8 protein-coding genes are annotated in these 25,118 nt (G+C 70.0%); 5 read left to right on the plus strand and 3 right to left on the minus strand.

Features of this window, described 5'->3' with window-relative positions; translation table 11 throughout:
- Positions 1–23 precede the first annotated feature (23 nt).
- Both ACIQF0_RS08280 and ACIQF0_RS08285 read right to left on the minus strand, forming a co-directional pair.
- A complete protein-coding gene (locus tag ACIQF0_RS08280; protein WP_401026055.1) occupies positions 24–18,656 on the minus strand; it encodes a type I polyketide synthase in 18,633 nt (6,210 codons plus the stop codon).
- A gap of 332 nt (positions 18,657–18,988) precedes the next feature.
- Complete coding sequence (locus ACIQF0_RS08285; protein ID WP_401026058.1) at positions 18,989–19,501, minus strand: hypothetical protein; 513 nt, start codon at positions 19,499–19,501, stop codon at positions 18,989–18,991.
- A gap of 21 nt (positions 19,502–19,522) precedes the next feature.
- Here ACIQF0_RS08285 and ACIQF0_RS08290 point away from each other — a divergent pair, with 21 nt between their 5' ends.
- From ACIQF0_RS08290 to ACIQF0_RS08305, 4 genes are all read left to right on the plus strand, one after another.
- The gene (locus tag ACIQF0_RS08290; protein WP_401027756.1) at positions 19,523–20,752 is read left to right on the plus strand and encodes a ThiF family adenylyltransferase; all 1,230 of its coding nucleotides are present in this window, start codon (positions 19,523–19,525) and stop codon (positions 20,750–20,752) included.
- Positions 20,749–21,720, plus strand: a complete 972-nt coding sequence (locus ACIQF0_RS08295; RefSeq protein WP_401026061.1) for a 3-oxoacyl-ACP synthase III family protein — start codon at positions 20,749–20,751, stop codon at positions 21,718–21,720. The genes ACIQF0_RS08290 and ACIQF0_RS08295 overlap by 4 nt, the downstream gene beginning before the upstream one ends.
- A gap of 65 nt (positions 21,721–21,785) precedes the next feature.
- Positions 21,786–22,658 carry an aminoglycoside phosphotransferase family protein gene (locus ACIQF0_RS08300; protein ID WP_401026064.1) on the plus strand — a complete coding sequence of 291 codons (873 nt, stop codon included), beginning with the start codon at positions 21,786–21,788 and terminating at the stop codon, positions 22,656–22,658.
- Complete coding sequence (locus ACIQF0_RS08305) at positions 22,658–23,515, plus strand: aminoglycoside phosphotransferase family protein (RefSeq protein ID WP_401026067.1); 858 nt, start codon at positions 22,658–22,660, stop codon at positions 23,513–23,515. Before ACIQF0_RS08300 ends, ACIQF0_RS08305 begins: the two co-directional genes overlap by 1 nt.
- Here ACIQF0_RS08305 and ACIQF0_RS08310 read toward each other — a convergent pair.
- On the minus strand, positions 23,492–24,310 hold the full coding sequence (locus ACIQF0_RS08310; RefSeq protein WP_401026070.1) for a helix-turn-helix domain-containing protein: 819 nt from the start codon (positions 24,308–24,310) through the stop codon (positions 23,492–23,494). The two genes, ACIQF0_RS08305 and ACIQF0_RS08310, sit on opposite strands and share 24 nt — an antisense overlap.
- 55 nt (positions 24,311–24,365) lie before the next feature.
- Here ACIQF0_RS08310 and ACIQF0_RS08315 point away from each other — a divergent pair, with 55 nt between their 5' ends.
- On the plus strand, positions 24,366–25,118 hold the full coding sequence (locus tag ACIQF0_RS08315) for a nuclear transport factor 2 family protein (RefSeq protein WP_401026073.1): 753 nt from the start codon (positions 24,366–24,368) through the stop codon (positions 25,116–25,118).

Below are 25,118 nucleotides of genomic sequence, written 5' to 3' on the forward strand. Positions count from 1 at the left end.
GAAACCTTCCGTCGTGAAGTGGGTCAGCGCTCGGTGCGTCGGCCGAGCTCGTTGTCGATGAACGCGAACACGTCGTCCGCGGAGGCCTCGGTGAGGCGTTCGCGCGCGGCTTCCTTCTTGGCCGTGCCGCCGTACTGGGCGAGCAGCTTGCGCAGCCGCGCCGCGACCCCCGGCGTTCCGGCTGCGAGGGCGATCTCCACCTGGTCGAGCTCGGTGGTGAGCGCGGGCCGTTCGTCCTGCGCGCCGACCAGCAGACCGTGCAGGTGCGCGGCCAGTTCGGCGGGCGTGGGGTAGTCGAAGACGAGCGTCGCCGCGAGCTTGAGCCCGGCGGCGGCCGCGATGCTGTTGCGCAGCTCCACGGCGGTCAGCGAGTCGAAACCGAGGTCGCGGAACTGCTTGTCGTGGTCGATCGCCACAGGCGTCGCGTGCCCGAGGACGCCGGCCGCGTGCCCGCGCACCAGGTCGAGGACGTGCTGGAGCTGGTCCTCCGCGGGCAGCGCCGCCAGGGTCGCCCCGTAGTCCACAGTGGACGCCCCTGCTGCCCGTTTGCCACCGCGGACCAGACCGCGCAACACCGCCGCGACGGGCCCGTCCGAACGGCCGGTGCTGATCCGCGCCGGCACCAGGAACGCCTCGTCACGCGACGTGGCGTCGTCGAACAGCCGCATGCCCTCCTCGACGCTCAACGGTGGCATCCCGCCCCGTCCCATGCGATCGATAGCGCCTTCCTGCAGATGCGCCGTCATGCCACTCGACTGCGCCCATGGACCCCACGCCAGCGACGTCGCCGGCAGACCCCGCTCGCGCCGGTGGACGGCGAGTGCGTCCAGGAACGCGTTCGCGGCGGCGTAGTTGCCCTGTCCCGGCGCGCCCACGATGCCCGAGACCGACGAATACAGCACGAACGCCTTGAGCTTCTGCTTCTTCGTGGCCTCGTGGAGGTTCCACGCGCCGTTGACCTTGGGCGTGAGAACGGTGGCGAGCCGCTCCGGCGTCAGCGACCCGATGATGCCGTCATCGAGCACACCCGCCGTGTGGATGACGGCCGTCAACTCGACGCCCTTCAACACCTTCCTGACCGCCTTGAGGTCCGCGATGTCGCAGGCGGCGATCGTGACGTCCGCACCGTGCGCCGTCAGTTCCGCCTGCAACGCAACGGCTTCCGGTGCGTCCGGCCCACGCCGCGAGACGAGCAGCAGCCGCTTGGCACGCCGTTCCGCGACGAGGTGACGCGCCAGCTCCGCGCCCAGCCCACCCGTTCCGCCGGTGATGAGCACCGTGCCTTCCGGATCCCATTTCGCGGTCTCGACGGCGTCGGTGACGCGCGCGAGCCGAGCGACCTGGACCTGCCCGTCCCGCACCCGCGCCTGCGTCTCGCCCGCGTCCAGCAACCCGATCGGCACCGGCGCGGAGTCGTCCGTGTCGACCAGCAGGAACCGCCCGGGGTTCTCCGACTGCGCCGACCTGACCAGCCCCCACACCGTCGACGCCGCCAGGTCGTCGCCACGCTTCACGAACACGACCCGCTCGTCCTGCTGAACCGTGTGAAGTGCCTGCACAGCAAGAGAATGAGCGTCCTCGACGTAGTCCTCGCCGCCACTGACCTCGACGACGGCCGCCTCCATCTCGGCGAACCGCGGCGCGGGCACCCACTCCAGCCGGAACAGCGAATCCTGCTGCTGTTGTTTCGTCAGAGGCGAGCCGAGGACCACGGTCCGTGCCGAGAACACCGGCGACCCTTGCCCGTCAACGGCGTCGATCGCGCCACCCAGATGCCGGACCCTCAGCGTCGACGCGCCGATCGCGTGCAGCGACAGACTCCGCCACTCCAGCGGCACGTCCTCGCCGAGCATCGCCTTCTGGATGAGCTCGGGATGTACGCCGTACTGGTTGGCGTCGCCGGATTCCAGCGACACCTCGGCGAACGTGGCGTCCCCGAGCTGCCACGTGTTCTCCCCGATCTCGACCGCTCCCTTCGGGGGCCACTCACCGACCGGGAAGTCGTTCGCGTACTCACCTTCCTCGAGCACGCCACTTGCCAGTCGCACCCATTCGTCACCCTGTCGTGTGTGGACGGTGAGCTGCCGCTTTCCTTCTTGTGGCGGCGAAACCGACACCTGCAACACGCCCGCCGTCAACGGCCCGCTGACGACCAGCTCCTCGACGAGCCCGCACCCGACCTGATCGGCCGCCCGGAACGCGATCTCCGCGAACGCGGCCTCGGGGTGATCTTCCGTGAGCCTGTTGGTGAACACCACGGCATCGGACCCGGCGAGCGTCATCGCGGCACCGAGCACCGGGTGGTCCACCGGCCCGAGCCCGACGTCACCGCTGTGCTTGCGGGGCGTGGGCCAGTACCGGTCGTGCTGGAACGCATAGGTGGGCAGCTTGATCTTGTTGTTCTTGGAGAAGAACGGCGCCCAGTCGACGTCCACCCCCTGCACGAACAACCTCGCCAGCGCCGTCGTCCACGCCGTGACCTCGTCCTTGTCCTTGCGCAGCGCCGGAATCGCACCGTCGACCAGCGCACTCAGCACCCCGTCCGGCCCGATCTCCAGGAACGTGGCGTCGCCGATGTGCGCAACGTTGTCCGCGAACCGCACCGCGTCCCGCACGTGCCGAACCCAGTGCTCGGCCGTCGTGACGTCCCCGGTCGCCTGCACCGGGATCTTCGGCTCCTGGAACCGGATGTGCTGGATGGCGTCGCGGAAGTCGTCGAGCATCGGGTCCATCAGCGGGGAGTGGAACGCGTGGCTGACCTTGAGCTGCTTGTGCTCCCAGTTCCCGGCGATCTTCCGCGCCTGTGCCTCGTCGCCCGCGATGACCACCGCGTTCTCCCCGTTGACCGCCGCGATGGACACGGCGTCGTCGAGGTGCTTGATGACATCGCTCTCGCTCGCCCTGACCGCGAACATCGCACCGTTGGCGGGCAACGCCTGCATCAGGTTCGCGCGTGCCCGGACGAGCGTCGCCGCGTCTTCGAGGCTGAACACGCCGGCGACGTGCGCGGCCGCGATCTCGCCGACCGAGTGCCCGGTGACCACGTCGGCCTCGACGCCGAAGCTCTCGGCGAGCCGGTGGAGAGCGACCTCGATCGCGAACAGCGCGGGCTGCGTACTGGCCGTGCTGTTCAGCTCGGCCTCGTCCGCGCCCCAGACGACGTTCTTGATGTGGAGGTGTCGATCGACCTCGTCGAACGCGGCTTTGAATGCTCCAAACCGCTCGTACAGCTCCCGGCCCATCCCGAGCCGCTGCGAGCCCTGCCCGGAGAACAGCACCGCGAGCTTCTTCTTGCTCGCCTGTCCGGTGGCGATTTCGGCGCCGTCGAGCAGGACCGCCCGGTGGTCGAAGCGCGACCGGCTGAGCAACGAGAACCCGACGTCGTGCGCGCTCGCCCCGGTTCGTTCGGCGAAGTCGGTGATCCGCTCGATCTGCGCGCGCACCGCGTCGGCCGATTTCGCGGATACGATCAACGGCACCGTGTCTGCGGCATGCGCCGACTTGGCCTCGTCGTTCGGGATCGATTCGGACTGGCTGGCCCCCTGGGGGGATTCACCCCCCATCCCAATCATCTCAGGCAGGTCTGACAGTTCTGGGGCGTTCGGTGCTTCCAAGATCACGTGCGCGTTCGTGCCGGAGATGCCGAACGACGAGACGCCCGCGCGCCGGGGCCGGTCCACCGCGGGCCACGCGGTCGCCGAAGTCAGCAGCGACACCGACCCCGCCGACCAGTCCACGTGCGACGACGGTGCGGTGACGTGCAGGGTGCGCGGCAGGACGCCGTGCCGCATCGCCATCACCATCTTGATCACCGACGCCACGCCCGACGCGGCCTGCGAGTGGCCGATGTTCGACTTCAGCGAACCCAGCAGCAGTGGCTCCGCGCGGTCCTGGCCGTAGGTCGCGAGCAGTGCCTGCGCCTCGATCGGGTCGCCCAAGGCCGTTCCGGTGCCGTGCGCTTCCACGGCGTCCACATCGGACGTCGACAACCCGGCAGCAGCGAGCGCCGCACGGATCACACGTTGCTGCGACGGACCGTTGGGTGCGGTCAGGCCGTTGGAGGCGCCGTCCGAGTTCACCGCGGAACCGCGCACGATCGCGAGCACGTCATGCTCAGCAGCGAGCGCGTCGGACAGACGCTCGACCACGAGCACGCCGACGCCCTCAGCCCATGCGGTGCCATCGGCGGAATCGGAGAACGCCTTGCATCGGCCGTCACGCGCGAGGCCGCCCTGCTGGCTGAACTCCATGAAAGTGCCTGGCGACACCAACGTCTGCACGCCGCCTGCGAGCGCCAGAGTGCACTCACCGTTCCGTAGCGCGGACACGGCCATGTGCAGCGCCACCAACGACGACGAGCACGCCGTGTCGACCGTGATCGACGGTCCTTCCAGACCGAGTACGTAAGAGAGGCGGCCGGACACGACGCTCGGAGACGTTCCGGTGCTGGAGAAGCCCTCACGGGCCTGTTCGGAGTTGATCACGAGCTGGCCGTATTCGAGGCCGCCGGCGCCGAGGAAGACGCCGGTGCGCGAACCGCGCAGGGCCAGCGGGTCGAGTCCGCCGTGTTCGAGGGCCTCCCAGGCGGTTTCGAGGACGAGGCGCTGGTTCGGGTCCATCGCGACGGCCTCGCGCGGGGAGATGCCGAAGAACGCCGGGTCGAAGTCCGCGATGCCGTTCAGGAAGCCGCCGTGGCCGGTCACCGACTGCCCGGCGCCGTCGCCGACCACGCCCGCGTCCCAGCCGCGGTCCGCCGGGAAGCCGCTGATCGCGTCCCGTCCGGCCGCCACCAGGTCCCAGAGCTGGTCGGGGCTCATGACGTCGCCGGGGAACCGGCAGCCGATGCCCACGATCGCGATCGGCTCGTCGCTGACGGCGCCCGCGAACGACTCGGTCTCGGCGGTGCCGCCGAACAGTTCGACGGCCAGGTGGGCGGCGAGTGCCTGGGGAGTCGGGTAGTCGAAGACGAGCGTCGCCGGGAGCGTGAGGCCGGTGGCCGCGTCGAGGCGGTTGCGCAGTTCGACGGACGTCAGCGAGTCGAAGCCGAGCTGGCTGAACTCCAGACCGGCGTCGATCGTCGCCGCGGATCCGTGTCCGAGGACGGCGGCGGCTTCGGACAGCACCAGGTCCACCAGACGGTCCGGGCCGAGCTGCACGTCGGAGCGGTTCGCCGCGGTTCGGCGCCCGCCGCGCACGAGGTCGCGCAGCAGCGGCGGCACCATGCCGTTCGTGGTGCCGCTGATCACCCGTGCGGGCACGACCTGCGCCGCGTCTGTGGTGACCGCCGCGTCGAACAGCGCCAGGCCGAGCTCCAGAGAGATCGGCGGCATCGAGGACTTCTCCAGCCGCTCGAACGCCGCCGCGTCCATCTGCCCGGTCATGCCGACCTCGGACGTCCACGCGCCCCACGCCAGCGACACCGCGTGCAGCCCGAGCGAACGCCGGTACTGGGCCAGCGCGTCGAGGAACGCGTTGCCCGCCGCGTAGTTGCCCTGGCCCGCGGTGCCGAGGACGCCGGACACCGACGAGTACAGGACGAACTGCGCCTCCGGCACGAGCGAGTGCAGGTTCCAGGCCGCGTCCACCTTGGGCCGCAACACCTTCGTCAGCCGCTCGGGCGTCATCGACGCGATCACGCCGTCGTCCAGCACTCCCGCCGTGTGCACGACAGTGGTCACGTCGTGTCCATTGAGGACGGCGGCCAGCGCGTCGTGGTCGGCGACGTCGCAGGCGGCGATCGTGACGATGGCGCCGTGCGCGATCAGTTCCGCCCGCAGCTCCAACGCGCCAGGGGAGTCGGGTCCGCGCCGGCTCAGGAGCAGCAGGCTTCGTGCTCCGGACGCGACGAGGTGCCGCGCCAGTTCCGCACCCAGGCCACCGGTACCACCGGTGATCAGCACGGTGCCGGACCAGTCGACGGGCCGCGTCTCGTGTTCGCCCAGGCGCGCCAGCCGACCGGCGTAGGAGACGCCGTCGCGCACGACGAGCTGCTGCTCCTCGCTCACGAGCATGCCGGGTTCCACGGTGCTCGACTCGTCGAGGTCGATCAGCAGGAAACGTCCGGGATCCTCGGCTTGCGCGGCCCGCACCAGGCCCCAGACCGACGCCGCACCAAGATCGCGGACAGGCTCCTGAGCGCCCCGCGTGACGAACACCGTGCGCTCGTCGGTGTTCTGCAGAACCTCCAACGCCTCGATCGTCGCCCGGTGTGCGGCCTCGGCGTCGATGCCGCCCCGAACCTCGACGATTCGGGCGTTGATCTCGGACGCCTCGCCGAGTCGCGCCGGCACCCAGTTCACCTGGAACAACGCCTCACGCACCCGCTGGTCTTGCGGAACCTCAGGTACGTGCACGGTCAACGCGCGCACGGACAACACGGGGTTGCCCTCGGCGTCGGCGGCCGCAACCTCGACGGCGTCGCCGATACGCGTGAGCTGGACCTTCAGCCGCTCCGGACCGATGGCGTGCAGCGACACGTCTCGCCACTCGAACGGCACGCCCTCGCCAAGCAGTTCGCTCGTGCCTTCGAGGGCCTGCGCCAACAACAACGGGTGCACACCGAACGTTGCGGCGTCGTCCACGCCGTCGGGCAGTTCGACTTCGATGCCGTCACCGGTGAACGTCGCGTGGTACGGCTCGGTGGTGAGCGTGCCCGTGGCGTGCTCCACCCACGTGTCGCCGTGCTGGGCGTGCACGCTCACCGTGCGCTTGCCGTCCTGCGGTGGGCCGACGCGCACCTGCACGGCGACGGCGTCACGTTCCGGCAGACGCAACGGCACGGCCGTGGCGAGATGTTCGACGCGATCGCAGCCGACGAGGTCTCCCGCGCGGATCGCGAAGTCCAGGAACCCGGTCGCCGGGAACGTCTCGCCGAGCCACGGATGCGTCGCCTTCGCGAGCCGTCCGCTGAGCACCAACTCGTCGGTGCTCGCGACGGTGACCGCCGCGCCGAGAAGCGGGTGTCCGCCCGATGCGAGGCCATAGGCCGTGAGGTCGCCTGTACGTCCGCCGACGGATGCCTTCGGCCAGAACCGCTCGCGCTCGAAGGCGTACGTCGGGATGTTGATTTGTACACCTCGAATCAACATCTGAGTCAAGTCAACATTGATTCCGTCAACATGTACTTGACTGAGTGCAGTCATCAAGCTGTGCAGTTCAGTCCTGTCACGCCTCACCGTAGGCACGCCGTCGACCAGGGCCGACAGGACGCTGTCCGGTCCGACCTCGATGAACCGAGTGACGCCCTTGCTCCTGAGCGCCTGCACGTTGTCGTGGAACCGGACGGTGTCGCGGACGTGGTTCACCCAGTAGTCGACGGTGGTGACGTCGCCGGATGTTGACATTCCTACAACCGGTGCGTGGAACGTGAGCCCGCTGATCGCCTCGCGGAAGTCGTCCAGCATCGGCTCCATCAACGGCGAGTGGAACGCATGGCTGACGCGGAGTCGCTTGTGCTTCCAGTTGGCCGCGATGGCGTCGGCTTCTTGTTCGTCGCCGGCGAGGACGACGGAGTTGAGAGCGTTGACCGCGGCGATCGACACGTTCCGGGTGAGGTGCGGCGCGACCTCGGCCTCGGTGGCCTGGACAGCGATCATCGCGCCGGTTCGCGGGAGGGCCTGCATGAGGCGGGCGCGTGCCTGGACGAGCTTGGCGGCGTCTTCGAGGGTGAGGACTCCGGCGACGTGGGCGGCCGCGATCTCGCCGATGGAGTGGCCCGCGACGTGGGCTGGCTTGATCCGGAACTCCTCCAGCAGCCGGAACAGCGCCACCTCGAACGCGAACAGGGCGGGCTGAGCGTTGCCGGTCTGGTCGAGCGCGTCGGCGTCAGCGCCCCAGATGAGGTCGCGCAGGCCAGGTTCGAAGTGGGCGAGGACGGCGTCGAACGTGTCCGCGAACGTGCTGAACCGCTCGTACAGGTCCTTGCCCATGCCGAGGCGCTGCGAGCCCTGGCCGGAGAAGAGCACGGCGAGCGTGTGCTCGCCGGCGGTCCCGTTCGCGACTTCCTCGCCGTCGATCAGGACCGCGCGGTGGGCGAACCGCGACCGCTTCGACAGGGTGTGGGCGACGTCGAGCGGGTTCGCTCCGGCGGCGAGAACGGCCTTGATCCGCTCGACCTGGGCGCGCAGCGAGCCCGCTGATTTCGCCGACACGAGCAACGGCACCGCACTCGTCGGAGTCGCCGCGCCTGCGGTGCCCGCCGCGCCTGCGGTGCCCGCCGCGTCTGGTGTGCCTGCCGCGCTCGCCGTGTCTGCGGGGTGCGCCGACTTCGTCTCGCCTTTCGGGATCGATACGGATTGGCCGGCCCCCTGGGGGGAACTACCCCCCATCTCAATCATCTCAGGCAGGTCTGACAGTTCCGGAGTGCCCGGTGCTTCCAAGATCACGTGCGCGTTCGTGCCGGAGATGCCGAACGACGAGACGCCCGCGCGCCGAGGCCGGTCCACCGCGGGCCAGGTGGTGGCGGAGGTCAGGAGTTCGACGGCGCCCGTGGACCAGTTGATGTGGGAGGAGGGCGAGGTGACGTGCAGGGTGCGGGGGAGTTGGCCGTGGTGCATCGCCAGCACCATCTTGATCACGCCCGCCGCGCCCGCTGCCGCCTGCGTGTGGCCCAGGTTGGACTTCACGGAGCCGAGTAGCAGAGGTTCGGCGCGGTTCTGGCCGTAGGTGGCCAACAGGGCGTGCGCCTCGATCGGGTCGCCCAGGACGGTGCCCGTGCCGTGAGCCTCGACGGCGTCCACATCGGACACCGACAGGCCGCCCGAGGCGAGGGCCGCGCGGATCACGCGTTGCTGCGAGGGGCCGTTCGGGGCGGTGAGGCCGTTGGAGGCGCCGTCGGAGTTGAACGCGGAGCCGCGGACCAGCGCTAGCACCGGGTGTCCGGCTGCGACCGCGTCGGAGTGGCGCTCTACCACCAGGACGGCTACGCCTTCGGACCAGACCGTGCCGTCCGCGGAGTCGGAGAACGCCTTGCACAGGCCGTCCTGAGCGAGGCCGCCCTGGCGGGAGAAGCCCGAGAACGAGGTGGGGGTCGCCATGACCGTGACGCCGCCGGCCAGGGCCAGGGAGCATTCGCCGCCGCGCAGTGACTGGGCGGCCAGGTGCAGCGCGACCAGGGCTGAGGAGCAGGCGGTGTCGACGGTGACGGCGGGTCCTTCCAGGCCCAGCGCGTAGGAGATGCGGCCGGAGATCACCGATGCGGCCAGGCCCGTGCCCGCGTGGCCTTCGAGGTCTTCGTTGGAGGCCATCACGACGTGCTGGTAATCCTGGCCGTTGGTGCCGACGAAGACACCGGTCCGTGAGGCGCGCAGCTGAGCGGGATCGATGCCCGCGCGTTCGAAGGCCTCCCAGGAGGTTTCGAGCAGGAGACGTTGCTGCGGGTCCATCGCGAGGGCTTCGCGCGGGGAGATGCCGAAGAAGGACGCGTCGAAGTCCGCGGCACCGTCGAGGAATCCGCCGCGGATGGGTTCGGTCGTGTCCCAGCCGCGGTCCGCCGGGAACGACGTGATCACGTCCTCGCCCGCCATCAGCACGCGCCACAGGTCGTCCGGCGAGTCGATGCCGCCGGGGAAGTGGCAGGCCATGCCGACGATCGCGATGTCGTCGGCGTCCGCGAGGCGAACGTGCTCCTCGGCGATGACGGAGGTGTCGCCGAGGAGCTCGTCCAGCAGGAACTCCGCGAGCGCCAGCGGTGTCGGGTAGTCGAACACCAGGCTGGCGGGCAGCGCGAGTCCCGTGATCGAGGAGAGGTGGTTGCGCAGGTCGACGGCGGTCAGCGAGTCGAAACCGATGTCGCGGAACGCCTTGTCGGACGCGACCGCCTCCTTGCCCGCGTGCCCGAGCACCACCGCCGCACGCGTGCGGACGAGGTCGAGCACCGGGCTGACGCGTTCGTCGGCGGGCAGGGATCGCAGCGAACGCCGGAACTCCGCGGCGGCCGAGTCGCTCTCGGCGCGGGCGGCGGCGAGTTCGTCCAGCGCCTCGCGGGCGCCGGGCAGTTCGGACATCACCGGCGTCGGGCGCAGGCTCAGCAACGCCATCAGCAGCTGCGGCGCGCGCAGGTCCGCCACGACCGCCGTGGGCGTGCCGTGCGCGACGAGGTGACGCAGCGCGGTGATCGCGAGGTCCGGGTCCAGCGACGCCGCGCCGACCTGCTTGATGTGCTCGGCGACGCGGTCGTCGCCCGCCATGCCGTCGCCCGCCCAGGCACCCCAGGCGATCGACGTCGCGGCACGGCCCGCCTGGTGGCGTTGCTGGGCGATCGCGTCGAGCACGGAGTTCGCGGCGGCGTAGTTGCCCTGGCCCATGTTGCCGACCGAGCCCGCCACCGACGAGAACAGCACGAACGCGTCCAGGTCCATGCCGCGCGTCAGGTCGTCGAGGACGAACGCCGAGTTCACCTTCGACTCGAACACCTTGGTGAACGCGTCGGGCGTCAGGCTGTCGAACATCATGTCGTCGAGCACACCGGCCGCGTGCACGACGGCCTTGACGTCCGGCGTCAGCAGCTCGGCGACGGCGTCCCGGTCGGCGACGTCACACGCCACGACAACGGTTTCCGCTCCGAGCGCGGTGATCTCGGCCTGGAGGTCCACAGCGCCTGGGGAACCGAGGCCGCGCCTGCTGACCAGGACGATCTTCGCGGCGCCGCGCCGGGCGAAGTCACGGGCCAGGTGCGCGCCGAGAGCGCCGGTACCGCCGGTGAGCACCACGGTTCCGGATGGCGTCCACTCGACACCGTTCGCTTGCGCGCCAACGACAACGCGCCTGCCGAACACCCCGGCGGACCGGACCGCCGTCTGGTCCTCGTCGCTGGACAGCACGCACGTGAACCGGTGCGCGATGCGGTCGTCGATGTCGTCCGGCAGGTCGACCAGACCGCCCCAGCGCTGCGGGTACTCCAGCGACGCGACGCGTCCCAGGCCCCACACACCGGTCTGCCACGGCTGCGTGAGCAGGTCGTGGCGTCCGGTCGACACCGCGCCGCGCGTGATCACCCACAACGGCGCGTTGATGTCCACGTCGCCCAACGCCTGGATGAGCGCGGTCGTGCCGACGACCGGCGCCAGTTCGTCGAGATCGTCCAGCGCCAGCAACGAGATCACGCCCGTGTAGCGCTTCTGGTTGAACTCGACCAGCTGCCCGGTCAGGTACTCGCGGTCGGCCCACGCCACCTCGAGCACCGTGACGTCGTTGCCGAGAGAGGCGAGCAACGTCTGCACCCAGGCGTCCTCGGACAGCGACATCGGCACCGCGACGAACCACGAGCCTTGCGCGGGCTTGAGGCCGGTGATGGGCGTCCACGAATCCTCGTGCAGCCAGGAGTCCACAGTGGACTTGGCGGACCGCTTCTGCCGCCAGGCCGACAGGCCCGGCAGCACACCGGCCCAGGTCTGCGGGTCCATGTCGAGCGTCGCGGCGAGCTGGCCGGCGTCCTGCTGTTCGACGGCGGCCCAGAACTCGGCGTCGATCGGGTCGCGGCCGGCCGCCGGTGCCTGGGCGATCTCCGGCCAGTAGCGCTCGTGCTGGAACGGGTAGGTGGGCAGGTCGATCGCGCGGCCGTCGAGCTGCCAGTCGACCTTGACGCCGATGACGTGCAGGCGGGCCAGTGCGGTCAGCCACGCGTCGGTCTCGGTCTGGTCGCGGCGCTGGGCGGGGACGGCGTCGGTGAGGCCGCTCAGGACGCCGTTGGGGCCGATCTCCAGGAACGCGTTGGCGCCCTTGGCCTTCAGGGCTTCGACGTTGTCGTGGAAGCGGACGGTGTCGCGGACGTGCTGGACCCAGTACTCGGGGTTGGTGACGTCCGCGTGCGTTTGGATCGGGATTTGCGGCTGGTGGAAGGTGAGGGTGCTGATGGCGTCGCGGAAGTCGTTGAGCATCGGTTCCATCAGGGGGCTGTGGAACGCGTGGCTCACCTTGAGGCGGGTGGACTTGCGGCCCTTGAGCTTGGCGGCGATCCGCTGTGCTTCGTTCTCGTCGCCTGCGATGACGAGGGAGTTCTCCGCGTTGACGGCGGCGATGGAGACGTTCTCGGTGAGGAGCGGGGTGATCTCGGCTTCGGTGGCCTGGATCGCGATCATCGCGCCGGTCTGGGGGAGGGCCTGCATGAGTCGGGCGCGTGCCTGGACGAGTTCGGCGGCGTCTTCGAGGGTGAGGACGCCGGCGACGTGGGCGGCGGCGATCTCGCCGATCGAGTGGCCCGCCAGGTACTTCGGGGTGAGGCCGGTGCTTTCGGCGAGGCGGTAGAGGGCGACCTCGAAGGCGAACAGGGCGGGCTGCGTGTTGCCGGTCTGGTTGAGCGCGTCGGCGTCGTCGCCCCACATGACCGGGGTGACGTCGAGGTGCTGGGCGATCTCGTCGAGTGCGGCTTTGAAGACCGGCTGGGTTTCGTACAGATCTTTGCCCATGCCGAGGCGTTGTGCGCCTTGGCCGCTGAACAGGAATGCGAGCGTTTTGGGGGAGGCGATGCCTTCTGCCAGTGTCGTGCCGTCTCGCAGCACGGCGCGATGGTCGAACATCACGCGGTGGTGCAGCAGGGAGTAGGCGACGTCTTGTGCGTTCGCGCCGCTCTGGACGAGGGCGTTGATCTGGTCGATCTGCGCTTGGAGGGCTTCGGGCGACTTCGCCGACAGGAGCAACGGCGCCGGGCCCGTCGAATTGGGGGTGCTTGCCGCGCCTGCCGAGGCCGGCGCGCTCTTCGGGATCGATTCGGATTGGCCGGCCCCCTGGGGGGAACTACCCCCCATCCCAATCATCTCAGGCAGGTCTGACAATTCCTGAGCGCTCGGAGCGGCCTCGATGATCACGTGCGCGTTGGTGCCGGACAGGCCGAACGACGAGATGCCGGCGCGATGAGGGCGGTCCACCGCGGGCCACGGGGTGTTCTCGGTCAGCAGCGACACGTTGCCCGCCGACCAGTCCACGTGCGAGGTCGGTGACGTCACGTGCAGGGTGCGCGGCAGCACGCCGTTGCGCAGCGACAGGACGAGCTTGATCACGCCCGCGACACCGGCGGCGGCCTGGGCGTGGGCGATGTTCGACTTGATGGAACCCAGCAGGAGCGGCGACGTGCGGTTCTGGCCGTACGTCGCCAGCAGGGCCTGGGCCTCGATCGGGTCGCCCAGGACGGTGCCGGTGCCGTGCGCCTCGACGGCGTCGACGTCCGAAGTGGACAGACCGGAGTTGGCGAGGGCCTGGCGGATCACGCGTTGCTGCGCGGGGCCGTTCGGTGCGGTCAGGCCGTTCGAGGCGCCGTCCTGGTTGATGGCGGAGCCGCGCACCACGGCGAGGATCTGGTGGCCCGCGCGCAGGGCGTCGGACCGGCGTTCGATCACCAGCACGCCGACGCCTTCCGCCCAGCCCGTGCCGTTGGCGTCCTCGGAGAACGAACGGCACCGCGCGTCACCGGCCAGGCCGCCCTGGGCGTTGAAACCGGCGAAGCTCATCGGGGTCGACATCACCGTCACGCCGCCGACCAGGGCCATCGTCGACTCGCCGGAGCGGATCGAGTTCACGGCCAGGTGCAGGGCGACCAGCGAGGCCGAGCAGGCGGTGTCGACGGTGAGGGCGGGTCCTTCGAGGCCGAAGGTGTAGGAGAGGCGGCCGGAGATCACCGCAGATGACAGGCCCGTTGACGCGTGGCCCTCGACCTCGTTGCGGGAGCGCAGGATCAGGTTCGTGTAGTCCTGGCCGTTCGTGCCGATGTAGACGCCGGTCTTCGTGCCGCGCAACGACGTCGCGTCGATGCCGGCTCGTTCGACGGCCTCCCAGGCGACCTCTAGGAGCTGGCGTTGCTGCGGGTCCATGGCGAGGGCTTCGCGTGGGGAGATGCTGAAGAAGCCCGCGTCGAACTGCGTCGCGCCGTGCAGGAAGCCGCCCTCGACGGTGCCGCCCATCGCCTCGGCCTCCCAGCCGCGGTCGTGGGGGAACGTCGTGACGCCGTCGCCGCCGGTCACGAGCAACTGCCACAGGTCCTCCGGCGAGTTGACGTCGCCGGGCAGGCGGCAGGCCATGCCGACGATCACGATCGGGTCGTCGGGATCGGCCTGGCCCTGGGCGACGACGTCGTCGGAGAGACCCTCACCGGTCAGTTCGGCGAGGAGGTGCTCGGCGACGGCCTGCGGGGTCGGGTAGTCGAAGATCAGCGTCGCTGGCAGCGAGAGGCCGGTGGCCAGGGCGAGGGCGTTGCGCAGTTCGATGGCGGTGAGCGAGTCGAAGCCGAGCGCGCGGAACTCCCTGTCTTCCGCGATCGCGCCGGCGTGGATGACCTTCGCGGCCTCCTCGCGGACCACCTCGACGACGAACGGCAGCCGGTCGGCGGAGGGGAGGCCGGTGAGCTTCAGCGCGAGGCCGCCGCTGCGGGCGTTCGAGGCGGTGCGGCGCCCTGGGCGGGCGCGCTCGGGCACGAACGGCGCGAGGAACGCCTCGTCGGTCCCGATCGCGGCGTCGAACAGGGCCGGGTCCCACGTGTCCATCGCGAGTGCCAGGCCCGGCAGGCCGAGACCGCGGCGGTGGGCGGCGAGGGCTTCGAGGTAACTGTTCGCGGAGGCGTGGGCGCCCTTGCCGACCGCGCCGACGACCTCGGCGATCGAGGTCAGCACGACGAACGGGACGTCGCCGCACAGCGTGTGCAGCAGCCACGCCGTGTCGGCCTTGGCCTGGAAGACGGTGTCGAGCCGGTCCGGTGTCAGGGCGCCGACGACGCCGTCGTCCTGGAGGTCGGCCGCGTGCACGACCGCGGCCAGATCGTCCACGGTGGACAGGGTTTCGGGCAGCGAGTCCCAGTCGGTGATCGTCACGATCCCGCGCACCCCTGGTAGCTCGCTGAGGTGGTGCGCGATCTCGGGGACGTCACCCGTGACGACGACTGTGCCGTTCCACGAGTGTTCAGTGGAGTGGGCGGCGCGGCTGAACCGGCCGACGCGCACCTCGCCGTCGCGGACGACGGCCTGGGTCTCGCCGAGGTCGAAGAGCGACGTCAGGCCGTCCGGGAGGGAGTCCTCGACGTCCAGCAGCAGGAACCGGCCGGGGTGCTCGACCTGCGCCGACCGCACCAGGCCCCACACGGCCGCGCCCGCCAGGTCGTCTCCGGACAGGGCGCCTCGCGTGACGAACGCCAGTCGCGCGGAGGTCAGGAGCGACTCCTGGATCAGCAGCAGAGCCTGCCAGGAATCGGTGACCGGCACGAGGACGGTGTCCGGCGTGAACTCGCCCGCCAACGAGTCCACGACCGGAACACCGAGTTCGAGGAGGTCCTCGCCGAGCACGGCCCAGTCGTTGGCGCCGTGGACCTCGATCGGGACCCAGTCGAGCCGGTACAGCTCGGTGCGTTGCGTCGCCGCCAACTCGCGGAACGAGATGACGGCGTCCAGGACCGCCTCCCCGTTGGCGTCGGTGGCGGTGAGCTTCACCTGTTCGTCCTCTTCGGACAGACGGACGCGGAGGACTTCGGCGCCCGTGGCGTGCAGGGTGACCGAACGCCAGTCCGCGGGTTCGCCCTCGACGCCGAGGAACGACGCGGCGTTCAGCGCGGCGTCCAGCAAGGCCGGGTGGATGCCGAAACCGGTGCCGTCTTGAGACAGCACCACCTCGGCGAAGATCTCCCCGTTCCGCTGCCAGACCGCGCGGAGGCTCTCGTCGTGGGAACTGTCGACGACCTGCGCGCCCTTCGGCGGCCACACGGCGATGTTCTCGGGCTGCGTGCCGGTGCCGAGCCTGCCTTCGGCGTGCCTGACCCACTCCTGCTGGTCGGCACGCGAGTGCAGGGCGAAGCGGCCGTCGGTGCCGACGTGCAGCTGGACCTGCACGGAACCGTTGCCCGGCCGAAGCGGTTCGATCGTGGTGAGTTCCTCGACCGCGCTGTGGCCGGTGAGGTCCGCCGCTTTCAGCGCCAGCTCGACGAATCCGGCCGTGGGGAAGGCCGGCCACTGCGCGCCGGACAGCGTGCCGGTGAGGATCAGTTCGCCCGACCCGGCGACGGTCATCGCCGCGCCGAGCAGCGGGTGCCCGGCGGGGGAGAGGCCGAGTCCGGTGGCGTCGCCCGCGCTGACCGAGACCGACGGCCAGTACGGCGCGTGCTCGAACGCGTAGGTGGGCAGGTCGACGCGTCTGGCGTCGGGGTAGCAGGGCAGCCAGTCGACTCGCGTGCCGCCGACGTGCAGGCGGGCCAGTGCGGTTTCGAACGCCTCGACCTCGTCGCGGTCCCTGCGGATCGTCGGGATGGCGCCCTCGACCAGTGCGGCCAGCACGCCGTCCGGGCCGACCTCCAGGAACGTCTTGCCTCGCAGGGCTTGGACGTTGTCGTGGAAGCGGACGGTGTCGCGGACGTGCTGGACCCAGTACTCGGGGTTGGTGACGTCCGCGTGCGTTTGGATCGGGATTTGCGGCTGGTGGAAGGTGAGGGTGCCGATGGCTTCGCGGAAGTCGTTCAGCATCGGTTCCATCAGCGGGCTGTGGAACGCGTGCGAGACGCGGAGACGCTTGTGCTTCCAGCGCTGGGCGAGTTCGAGGGTCGGTTCTTCGTCGCCCGCGATGACGACGGAGGCGGGGCCGTTGACGGCGGCGATGCTGACGTTGCCGGTGAGGTGCGGCGTGACGTCGGCTTCGGAGGCTTGGACGGCGACCATCGCGCCGGTGCGGGGGAGGGCCTGCATGAGGCGGGCGCGTTCGGTGACGAGGGTCCTGGCGTCGTCGAGGCTGAGGACACCGGCGACGTGCGCGGCGGCGATCTCGCCGATGGAGTGGCCGGCGAGGTGGGCGGGTTCGACGCCGAAGTGCCGCAGGAGGCGGTAGAGCGCGACTTCGAACGCGAACAGCGCCGGTTGGGCGTTGCCGGTCTGGTTGAGCAGGTCCTCGTCGTCGCCCCAGATGATCTGTCTGAGTTCGGGGGTGGTGCAGGCGTCGAAGGCTTCCGCGAAGACCGGGTAGCGGGCGTGGAGTTGCTTGCCCATGCCGAGGCGTTGCGCGCCTTGGCCGGTGAAGAGCATCGCCAGCTCGGTGCGCTTGGCCTGGCCGGTGATCTCGGTGTCGGCCAGGAGGACGGCGCGGTGTTCGAAGAGCGTGCGGGTGGTGACGAGGGAGTGGCCGATGTCGCGCGCGTCGCCCGGATGAGTGCGGATGCGGTCGATCTGGGCGCGGAGGGAGGCTTCGGACTTGGCCGAGACCACGAGCGGCACCGAGCCCGCCGCGCTCTTCGGGATCGATTCGGATTGGCCGGCCCCCTGGGGGGAACTACCCCCCAACCCAATCATCTCAGGCAGGTCTGACAATTCCTGGGCGGTCGGGGCGGCCTCGATGATCACGTGCGCGTTGGTGCCCGACACGCCGAACGACGACACCGCGGCACGCCGCGCGCGATCCGACTCCGGCCAGGACCGAGCCGTGGTCACCAGGGAGACGTCACCGGCGGACCAGTCGACGTGCGTCGAAGGCTGAGACACGTGCAGAGTCGCGGGCACGACGCCGTGCTGCATCGCCTGCACCATCTTGATGATGCCCGCGACACCGGCGGCGGCCTGGGTGTGGCCGATGTTCGACTTCACCGAACCCAGCAGCAGAGGCGACGGGCGGTCCGCGCCGTACACGGCCAGCAGGCTGCGGGCCTCGATCGGGTCGCCCAGCGCGGTGCCGGTGCCGTGCGCCTCCACCACGTCCACATCGGACGGACCGAGGCCGGCGCGGTCCAGGGCGGCGCGGATGACTCGTTGCTGGGCGCGGCCGTTCGGGGCGGTGAAACCGTTGGAGGCGCCGTCGGAGTTGACGGCCGAGCCGCGCACCACGGCCAAGACGGGGTGTCCCAGGGCCTGCGCGTCGGACAGGCGGGCCAGGGCGAGCACGCCGACACCCTCGGACCAGCCGGTGCCGTCGGCGTCGTCGGAGAACGCCTTGCAGCGGCCGTCGCGGGCCAGGCCGCCCTGGCGCGAGAACTCGACCAGCGAGCCGGGGGTGCACATGACGTTCACGCCGCCGGCCAGGGCGAGCGTGCACTCGCCGCCGCGCAGGGCGTTCACGGCCAGGTGCAGGGAGACGAGGGAAGACGAGCAGGCCGTGTCGACGGTCAGGGTCGGGCCCTCGAAGCCGAACGCGTAGGAGATCCGGCCCGACTCGGCGGAGGCGGCGATGCCCGTGCCGACGTCGCCGGTCGCGTCGTCCAGGCCGCGGATCAGGAGGTGTTCGTAGTCCTGGCCGTTGGTGCCGATGAACACGCCCGTGCGGGAGCCGCGCAGGGTGGACGGGTCGATGCCGGCTCGTTCCAGGGCCTCCCAGGACACTTCCAGCAGAAGGCGTTGCTGCGGGTCCATGGTCACCGCCTCGCGCGGTGAGATGCCGAAGAACGCCGGGTCGAAGTCGGCCAGGCCGTGCAGGAAACCGCCCTGCACCGACACGCTGTTGCCGCGGGCGTCGACCCCGCTGCCGAGCAACTCCTCCACGTTCCAGCCGCGGTCGGCCGGGAAGCCCGTGATCGCGTCCCTGCCGGTGGACACCAGGTCCCAGAGTTGTTCGGGGGACGTGATTCCGGCGGGGAAACGGCAGGCCATGCCGATGATCGCCACCGGCTCACCGGCCGCGGCCACCAGTTGCCGGTTGGCACGGCGCAGGCGGTCGGCCTCCTTCACGGCCGCGCGCAGCGCCTCGACAACCTTCTCACTGGAGTTGCTCATGCTCTGCGCTCCGTCAGTCCGAATCCCGCGGTGCTCCCCGAGGCGATCCCCGTTGGCACATTCGAACAGCCGGACTAGTAGTGGATTCCACAGCTTCTGTCCGATGAGAACGTTTCCACGGCACGGCCTGGGAACGCGACCACACAGCGTGATCCGGGCGGGGCCGTTCGGGACGACGGCGCCGGTCGCATGACGGGAAAGCGGAGTTCACCCGTTAGGGATCTTGATTTCTCAGTCAAGATCAACTGTGGTTAAGGTGCGCGCGATCAACGTTCTTCTCATTGTTCGAGGTGGCGCGTCAGATGTATCAGCAGTGGCACGTGAGTGCGTTCTTAGCTTCCGCCGACACGGTCGTCAGCAATGAGATAGTCGAAACGGTCCGCGAGTTGCGGGCGCGGGTTCTCTTCGATCGCGGACGCCGGCCGGCGTTCCGCAGCGAGGACGGCCGGCACGTCGACGATCAGGACCTCGACTACGGCGCCTGGCACTTCGTCGCACGCAAAGAGCCAGGTGGGCCGCCTCTCGGCTACATCAGGCTGTCGACGCCGGAGACCGGCGAGCTGTTCCAGTCCCGGGCGTTTCTCGGCGATGCCGGATTTGAACGAATTCTCGGCGAGTACGGCGTCACGTCCGAAGAAACGTTTGAGCACAGTCGACTCGTGGTCGAACATCGGGCCCGGAAACTGGGGCTCGGCGCCTATTTGAACGCCGTCGCAATCGGTGCCGCACATGCTCTGGGTGCGAAAGCGATGATCGGCACGTCCGGGACGAAGGACGGCCAGCACCTGTTCCACGAACGATTCGGCTTCCGGTGTGTCGAGGGGACGCGCCGACACGTCGAGCACTACACGGAGGACGTCGTGATCATGTTCCACGACGTCGCGGCGGGCGCCGGTGAATACCACGAACTCGTCACGAGGATGCGTGGAGAGTTCCCGGAACTGGCGGCGGTCGAGCACACCCCTGCCGTCGCGCTCAGTCACCGCCGGCCGCACCACCTCCACGGCAACGCGGACACCACGACCTGGCAACCGACCCTCCTCACCCCAACGGTCGCGGCCGATCGGGAAGCGCTGCAACGACTTCTGGACTCCGGTCAGGTCCGCGAGGTCCACGACACGATCGACGCGCAGATCGACGAACTCATCCGCAGCCGCGAACCCTGGCTGCCACCGCACGAGGACCTGACCCGGCGCAAGCACGAGCAACTCGGCGGCCTCACCGACTGGGAGTACGGCACCTGGGTCCACTACCCATGGTCCCAGCGGCTCGTGCACGTGCTGCCCCGCGAGGAGTTCCGGCTCGTCCGCACCGACCGCAACCGCGGCAAGATCGAACGCCCGCAGCAGAGGTCGTTGCTGGGCCGCAGGATAGGCGTGATCGGCCTTTCGGTCGGCAACAGCGCCGCCGTCACGTTCGCGCTCGAGGGCATCGGCGGCAGGTTCAAGCTCGCCGACTTCGACGAGTTCGGTCTGTCCAACCTGAACCGGCTGCGCGCGGGCGTCCACCACCTCGGCGTCAACAAGGCCGTCATCTCGGCGCGGCAGATGTTCGAGATCGACCCCTACCTCGACATCGAGATCTTCACCGACGGCCTCACCCGGCAGAACCTCGACGAGTTCGCCGACGGCCTGGACCTGATCGTCGAGGAGTGCGACACCCCGTACGCGAAGATCGCCGCCAGGGAGGCGGCACGGCGGCGCGGCATCCCCGTCGTCATGGACTGCAACGACCGCGGCATGCTCGACGTCGAGCGGTTCGACCAGGAACCGCACCGGCCGCTGCTGCACGGCCTGATCGGCGACGTCACCGCCGACGAGCTCGAAACCCTGTCGAAACAACAAAAGGTCGACCTGATCCTCGCCATGGTCGACGCCGAACGCATCAGCCCCGAACTGCGCGCGTCGTTCGGCGAGCTCGGCAGGACGCTCAGCAGCTGGCCGCAGCTCGCGTCCGGCGTGGCGCTCGGCGGCGCGCTCACCGCCGAGGCCGCCCGCCGGATCCTGCTCGGCGCCGAGTGCGTGTCCGGCCGGTTCTACGTCGACTTCGCCGACCTGATCACCCCCGCCACCAACACCGCCAGGAGCTCCGTGTGATTCCGGTGGCGTTGAAGGGAACCGGTGTCCACCTGCCCGAACGGATCGTCACCAACGACGACCTGGCGGGCATGGTCGACACGTCCGACGAGTGGATCACCAGCCGGACCGGGATCCGCGAACGGCGCTGGCTCGCACCGGACCAAGCCGTCTCGGACATGTGCGTCGCCGCTGCCAGGGACGCGCTCGTGAGCTCAGAGACGACCGTCCGCGACGTCGACGTGATCATCGTCGCCACCTACACCTGGGACCAGCCGCTGCCGTCCACGGCGTTGATCGTCAAGGAGGCCCTGGGGGCGCACCGGGCGTTGACGCTCGACGTCACGCAGGCGGCGTGCGCCAACGGAGTGCAGGCGTTGCTGCTCGCGGCACACCTGCTGCAGTCGTCGGCCGCCCGCACGGTGCTCGTGATCGCGGCCGACTGCGCCAGCCGCGTCACGGACCCGCAGGAACGCACCAGCCGCATCTTCTTCGGTGACGCGGCCGCGGCGGCGGTGCTGCACCGCGGCGACGGCGACAGCGGACTGGTGTCCTGGGACTTCGGCTCCGAACTGTCCTACGACGTGCAGATCAAGGCCGGCGGCTCACGGCTGCCCACGAGCGAGACGACCGTGGAGCGACGAGAGCACTTCGTCACCATGAACGGCAGGGCGGTCTGGGACACCGCGACGAGGTGGCTGCCCGACAGCATCCTCACCGCGGCGGCGAAGGCGGAGGTGCCGATCGAGCGGATCGACCACTTCTTCCTGCACCAGGCCAACCTGAACATCATCAACGCCGCGCTCGACAAGCTCGGCGTCCCCGCCGCGAAGGCACCGGTGACGCTCGACCGGCTCGGCAACACCGGGTCGGCAGGGGTGTTCACCGCGCTGCACTCGCGGTTCGGGGAGCTGCGCAAGGGCGACGTGTTCGTGATGTCCGCGATCGGTGCCGGGTTCCAGTGGGGAACCCTCTGCTTCCGGCACTAAAACGAGTTGCTCCCGCCAGTGGCCCGGTGTTGCATGGGGCGCTGGGCCACTGGGGGAGCTGATCGATGCTGGACGGCGAGACCGCGACGGACGTGTCCCTTGTGGACGAACTGGTGCGCACGCAGTTCCCGCGCTGGCACGGCTTGCCGATTCGCGAGGTCGCGCACGGCGGCACCAGCAACGCCCTGTACCGGCTGGGCGACGACCTGGCGGTGCGGCTGCCGCGCCGCGAGTGGGCCAAGGACGGGGCGGCCAAGGAAGCCGAGATCGTTCCGCTGGTCGCGCCGCACGTGCCGGTCGCGGTACCGGAACCGGTCGCGCTGGGCGAACCGGCCGGGAACTACCCGTACCAGTGGTCGGTGGTGCGCTGGCTCGATGGCGAGACCGCCCCGATCGAGGACGTCGGCGAGGACACCCCGTTCCGGCTGGCCGACCTGATCCGCGCACTGCACGAGATCGACGCGACCGGGCAGCAGTGGACCACCGGCCGAGGCCGGATCAGCGGTGCCGACCACGACGACCCCGTCCGCACCTGCATCGCGCAGGTCGGCGGCGATCCGAGGCTCGTCACCCTCTGGGAGGACGCGCTGAACGCCCCGAGCTGGGACCAGCCCGGCCGCTGGCTGCACGCCGACCTGCACGTCGGCAACCTGCTCTTCCGCGACGGCGCGCTGACCGGAGTGATCGACTGGGGCAGCGCCGGCGTCGGCGATCCGGCGGCGGACCTCATGACGGCCTGGCTCTACCTGGACGAACGCGGACGCAAGCAGTTCCGGCGTGAACTCGCCGAGTTCGACGACGCCACCTGGGTGCGCGCGAAGGGCTGGGCGTTGCACCTCGCCGTGCTCGCGCTGCCGTACTACCGCGAGACCAACAAGTTCCTCGCCGGCATCGCCAGTCGCACGCTCGACCAGCTCTGCCCCGGCTGGGACGACTGATGCGGATCGACGTGTCCCTTGTGGACGGACTGGTCCGCGACCAGTTCCCGCGCTGGCACGGCCTCGAACTCACCGAACTGAGGCACGGCGGCACCGACCACGCCATCTACCGCCTCGGCGACGAGCTCGCGGTGCGGCTCCCGCGCCTGGAAGAGGCCAAGGACCAGGCCGAACGGGACTTCCAGGTGGTGCCGCGACTGGCCCCGCACCTCCCGGTCGCGGTGCCGGAACCATTGGAACTGGGCGAGGCCACGGAGGACTACCCGTACCGGTGGTCGGTGGTGCGCTGGCTGCCGGGCGACCTCTCCACGATCGACGCCGTCAGCCCGCACACCGGCGCGCGCCTGGCCGAGGTGCTCCTGGCGTTGCAGAAGATCGACACCACGGGCGAACCGTGGACCACCTACCGCGGCCGCCACGACATCTCCGTCAGCGACGCGGGTGTGCGCTGGGCGATCGCGAAGCTCGGCGGGGACCCGCGGCTCACCGCCATCTGGGAGGACGCGATCAGCGCCCCGCGCTGGCACCGGCCGCTCCGGTGGGTGCACGCCGACCTCCACCGGGGCAACCTGCTGTTCACCGGCGGCGAGCTGACCGGCGTGATCGACTGGGGCTGCGCCGCCGCCGGTGATCCGGCGGGCGACCTCATGACCGCGTGGCTGTTCCTCGACGAACGAGGCCGCGCGCAGTTCCGGCGCGAGCTCACCGAGTTCGACGACGCCACCTGGGTTCGCGCGCGAGGCTGGGCGATGGAGCTGTCGGTGCTCGCCCTCGCCCGCCGAGGCGACGGCAACCCGTTCGTCGCCGGCATCGCCCGCCACGCTCTTGGCCAGCTACTCGCGGAACGCGCCGGGTGACGTGCCCGTCTCGCGGGCGAAGAACTTCGTGAAGTTCGTGGCCTCGCTGAACCCGAGCCGGTGCCCGATCGCCGCCGACGACAGGTCGGTGTGCACGAGCAGCCGTTTGGCCTCCAGCGTCACGCGGGCGTCGATCAACGCCTTCGCGGACAGGCCCGTCGCGGACAGGCAGATGCGGTTGAGACTGCGCGCCGAGTAGCCGATGCGGGCCGCGTACTCGGCGGCGCTGCGCGTGGTGGCGAACGAGCGCTCCAGTTCCTGCTGGAAGCGTTCGAAACGGGCGTCGGCGTGGCCGGGAGCGGAGCCGGGCAGGCGGGCGACGCGCAGCAGCAACGCGCCCAGCAACTGGCGGAGCAGGTCCACCGGTTCGTTGGTCAGCAGGTTGCGGCGGTACTCCTGGCGGAGGTCCTGCACGGCGCGGGTGAAGACGGCCAGCTCCGCCTTGGGCACCAGGTGCCGGACCGGTCCGAACGGGCTGAGCGCCAGGGGTGGGAACGCCGGGGTGAAGAGCACCATGAGCGCCTCTGCCGAGCCGGCAGGCAGGCGGAGCACCCGGCCTGGGCTGACGTGCAGGAGTGTGCCGGGCGCGCACGGGTGGTCCACGAAATCGACCATGGTGGTGCCGGTGCCCGCGGTGAACAGGAACAGTTGGTGGAAGTCGGTGCGGTGCACCTTGCTCAGCGTTTCCTCGGTGATTCTGCGGCGGAGCACGCCGAGGTCGAGCGCTTCGAGGCCCAGCTGCCCGCGGTCGGGGTTGCTGAAGCCGAACTGCGCGACCTGTCCACTTCTGACCATGGTGAGGCGTTATCCTACCTCGTCGCAGGCGCCTGGCTGGGACAAAGTTGCAGCCATGGACAACAAGGAACTCGTGCTCAAGGCCACCGGCGAACTGTTCGGCGACAAGGACCCGTCCGCTGTGGACCGCTGGGTGGCGGCGGACTACCGCCAGCACAGCTCACTCATCGCGGACGGACCCGAGGCGTTGCGCGGGCTCGTCGGCGGCCTGCCGGAAGGCTTCCGCTACGAACTGGCGCGGGTGATCGCGGATGGTGATCTCGTTGCGCTGCACGGCGTTTACCACGGGTTCGGACCGGAGCCGCTCGTCGCGTTCGACCTGTTCCGGGTGCGGGACGGCAAACTGACCGAGCACTGGGACGCACTGACGCCCGTGGTCGCGAACACCGCGAGTGGACGGTCCCAGACGGACGGTGCGGCGCAGCCCGCCGCCGAAGGCACCGAACGCAGTCGCGAGCTGGTGAAGGAGTTCGCGCAGCGGATCCTGCAGGACGCCGACTACTCGGTGCTGACCGACTACATCTCCACCGAGACCTACCTGCAGCACAACCCGGAGGCGGCGGACGGGCTCGACGGGTTCGGGGCGGCCGCGGCCACGTGGGCGGGGGAGGGCAAGAACCTCGTCTACAAGACGGTGCACCAGGTGGTGGCCGAAGGTGATCTCGTTCTGCTGCAGTCGGAAGGCGAGTTCGGCGAACCGGTCGCGTACTGGGACCTGTTCCGAGTCCAGGACGGCAGGATCGTCGAGCACTGGGACGTCATCGCGCCCATCCCGGCTGAGATGCCGCACGCCAACGGGCTGTTCTGA

The sequence above is a fragment of the Lentzea sp. NPDC092896 genome (genome assembly GCF_044754905.1).
In the GTDB taxonomy this organism is placed as follows: Bacteria; Actinomycetota; Actinomycetes; order Mycobacteriales; family Pseudonocardiaceae; genus Lentzea.

Excerpts from the sequence above, each read along its gene's own strand:
- ACIQF0_RS08315 (WP_401026073.1), top strand. The coding sequence starts at position 24,366 with ATGGACAACAAGGAACTCGTGCTCAAGGCCACCGGCGAACTGTTCGGC.
- ACIQF0_RS08290 (WP_401027756.1), top strand. The coding sequence starts at position 19,523 with ATGTTCCACGACGTCGCGGCGGGCGCCGGTGAATACCACGAACTCGTC.
- ACIQF0_RS08305 (WP_401026067.1), top strand. The coding sequence starts at position 22,658 with ATGCGGATCGACGTGTCCCTTGTGGACGGACTGGTCCGCGACCAGTTC.
- ACIQF0_RS08300 (WP_401026064.1), top strand. The coding sequence starts at position 21,786 with ATGCTGGACGGCGAGACCGCGACGGACGTGTCCCTTGTGGACGAACTG.
- ACIQF0_RS08310 (WP_401026070.1), bottom strand. The coding sequence starts at position 24,310 with ATGGTCAGAAGTGGACAGGTCGCGCAGTTCGGCTTCAGCAACCCCGAC.
- ACIQF0_RS08280 (WP_401026055.1), bottom strand. The coding sequence starts at position 18,656 with ATGAGCAACTCCAGTGAGAAGGTTGTCGAGGCGCTGCGCGCGGCCGTG.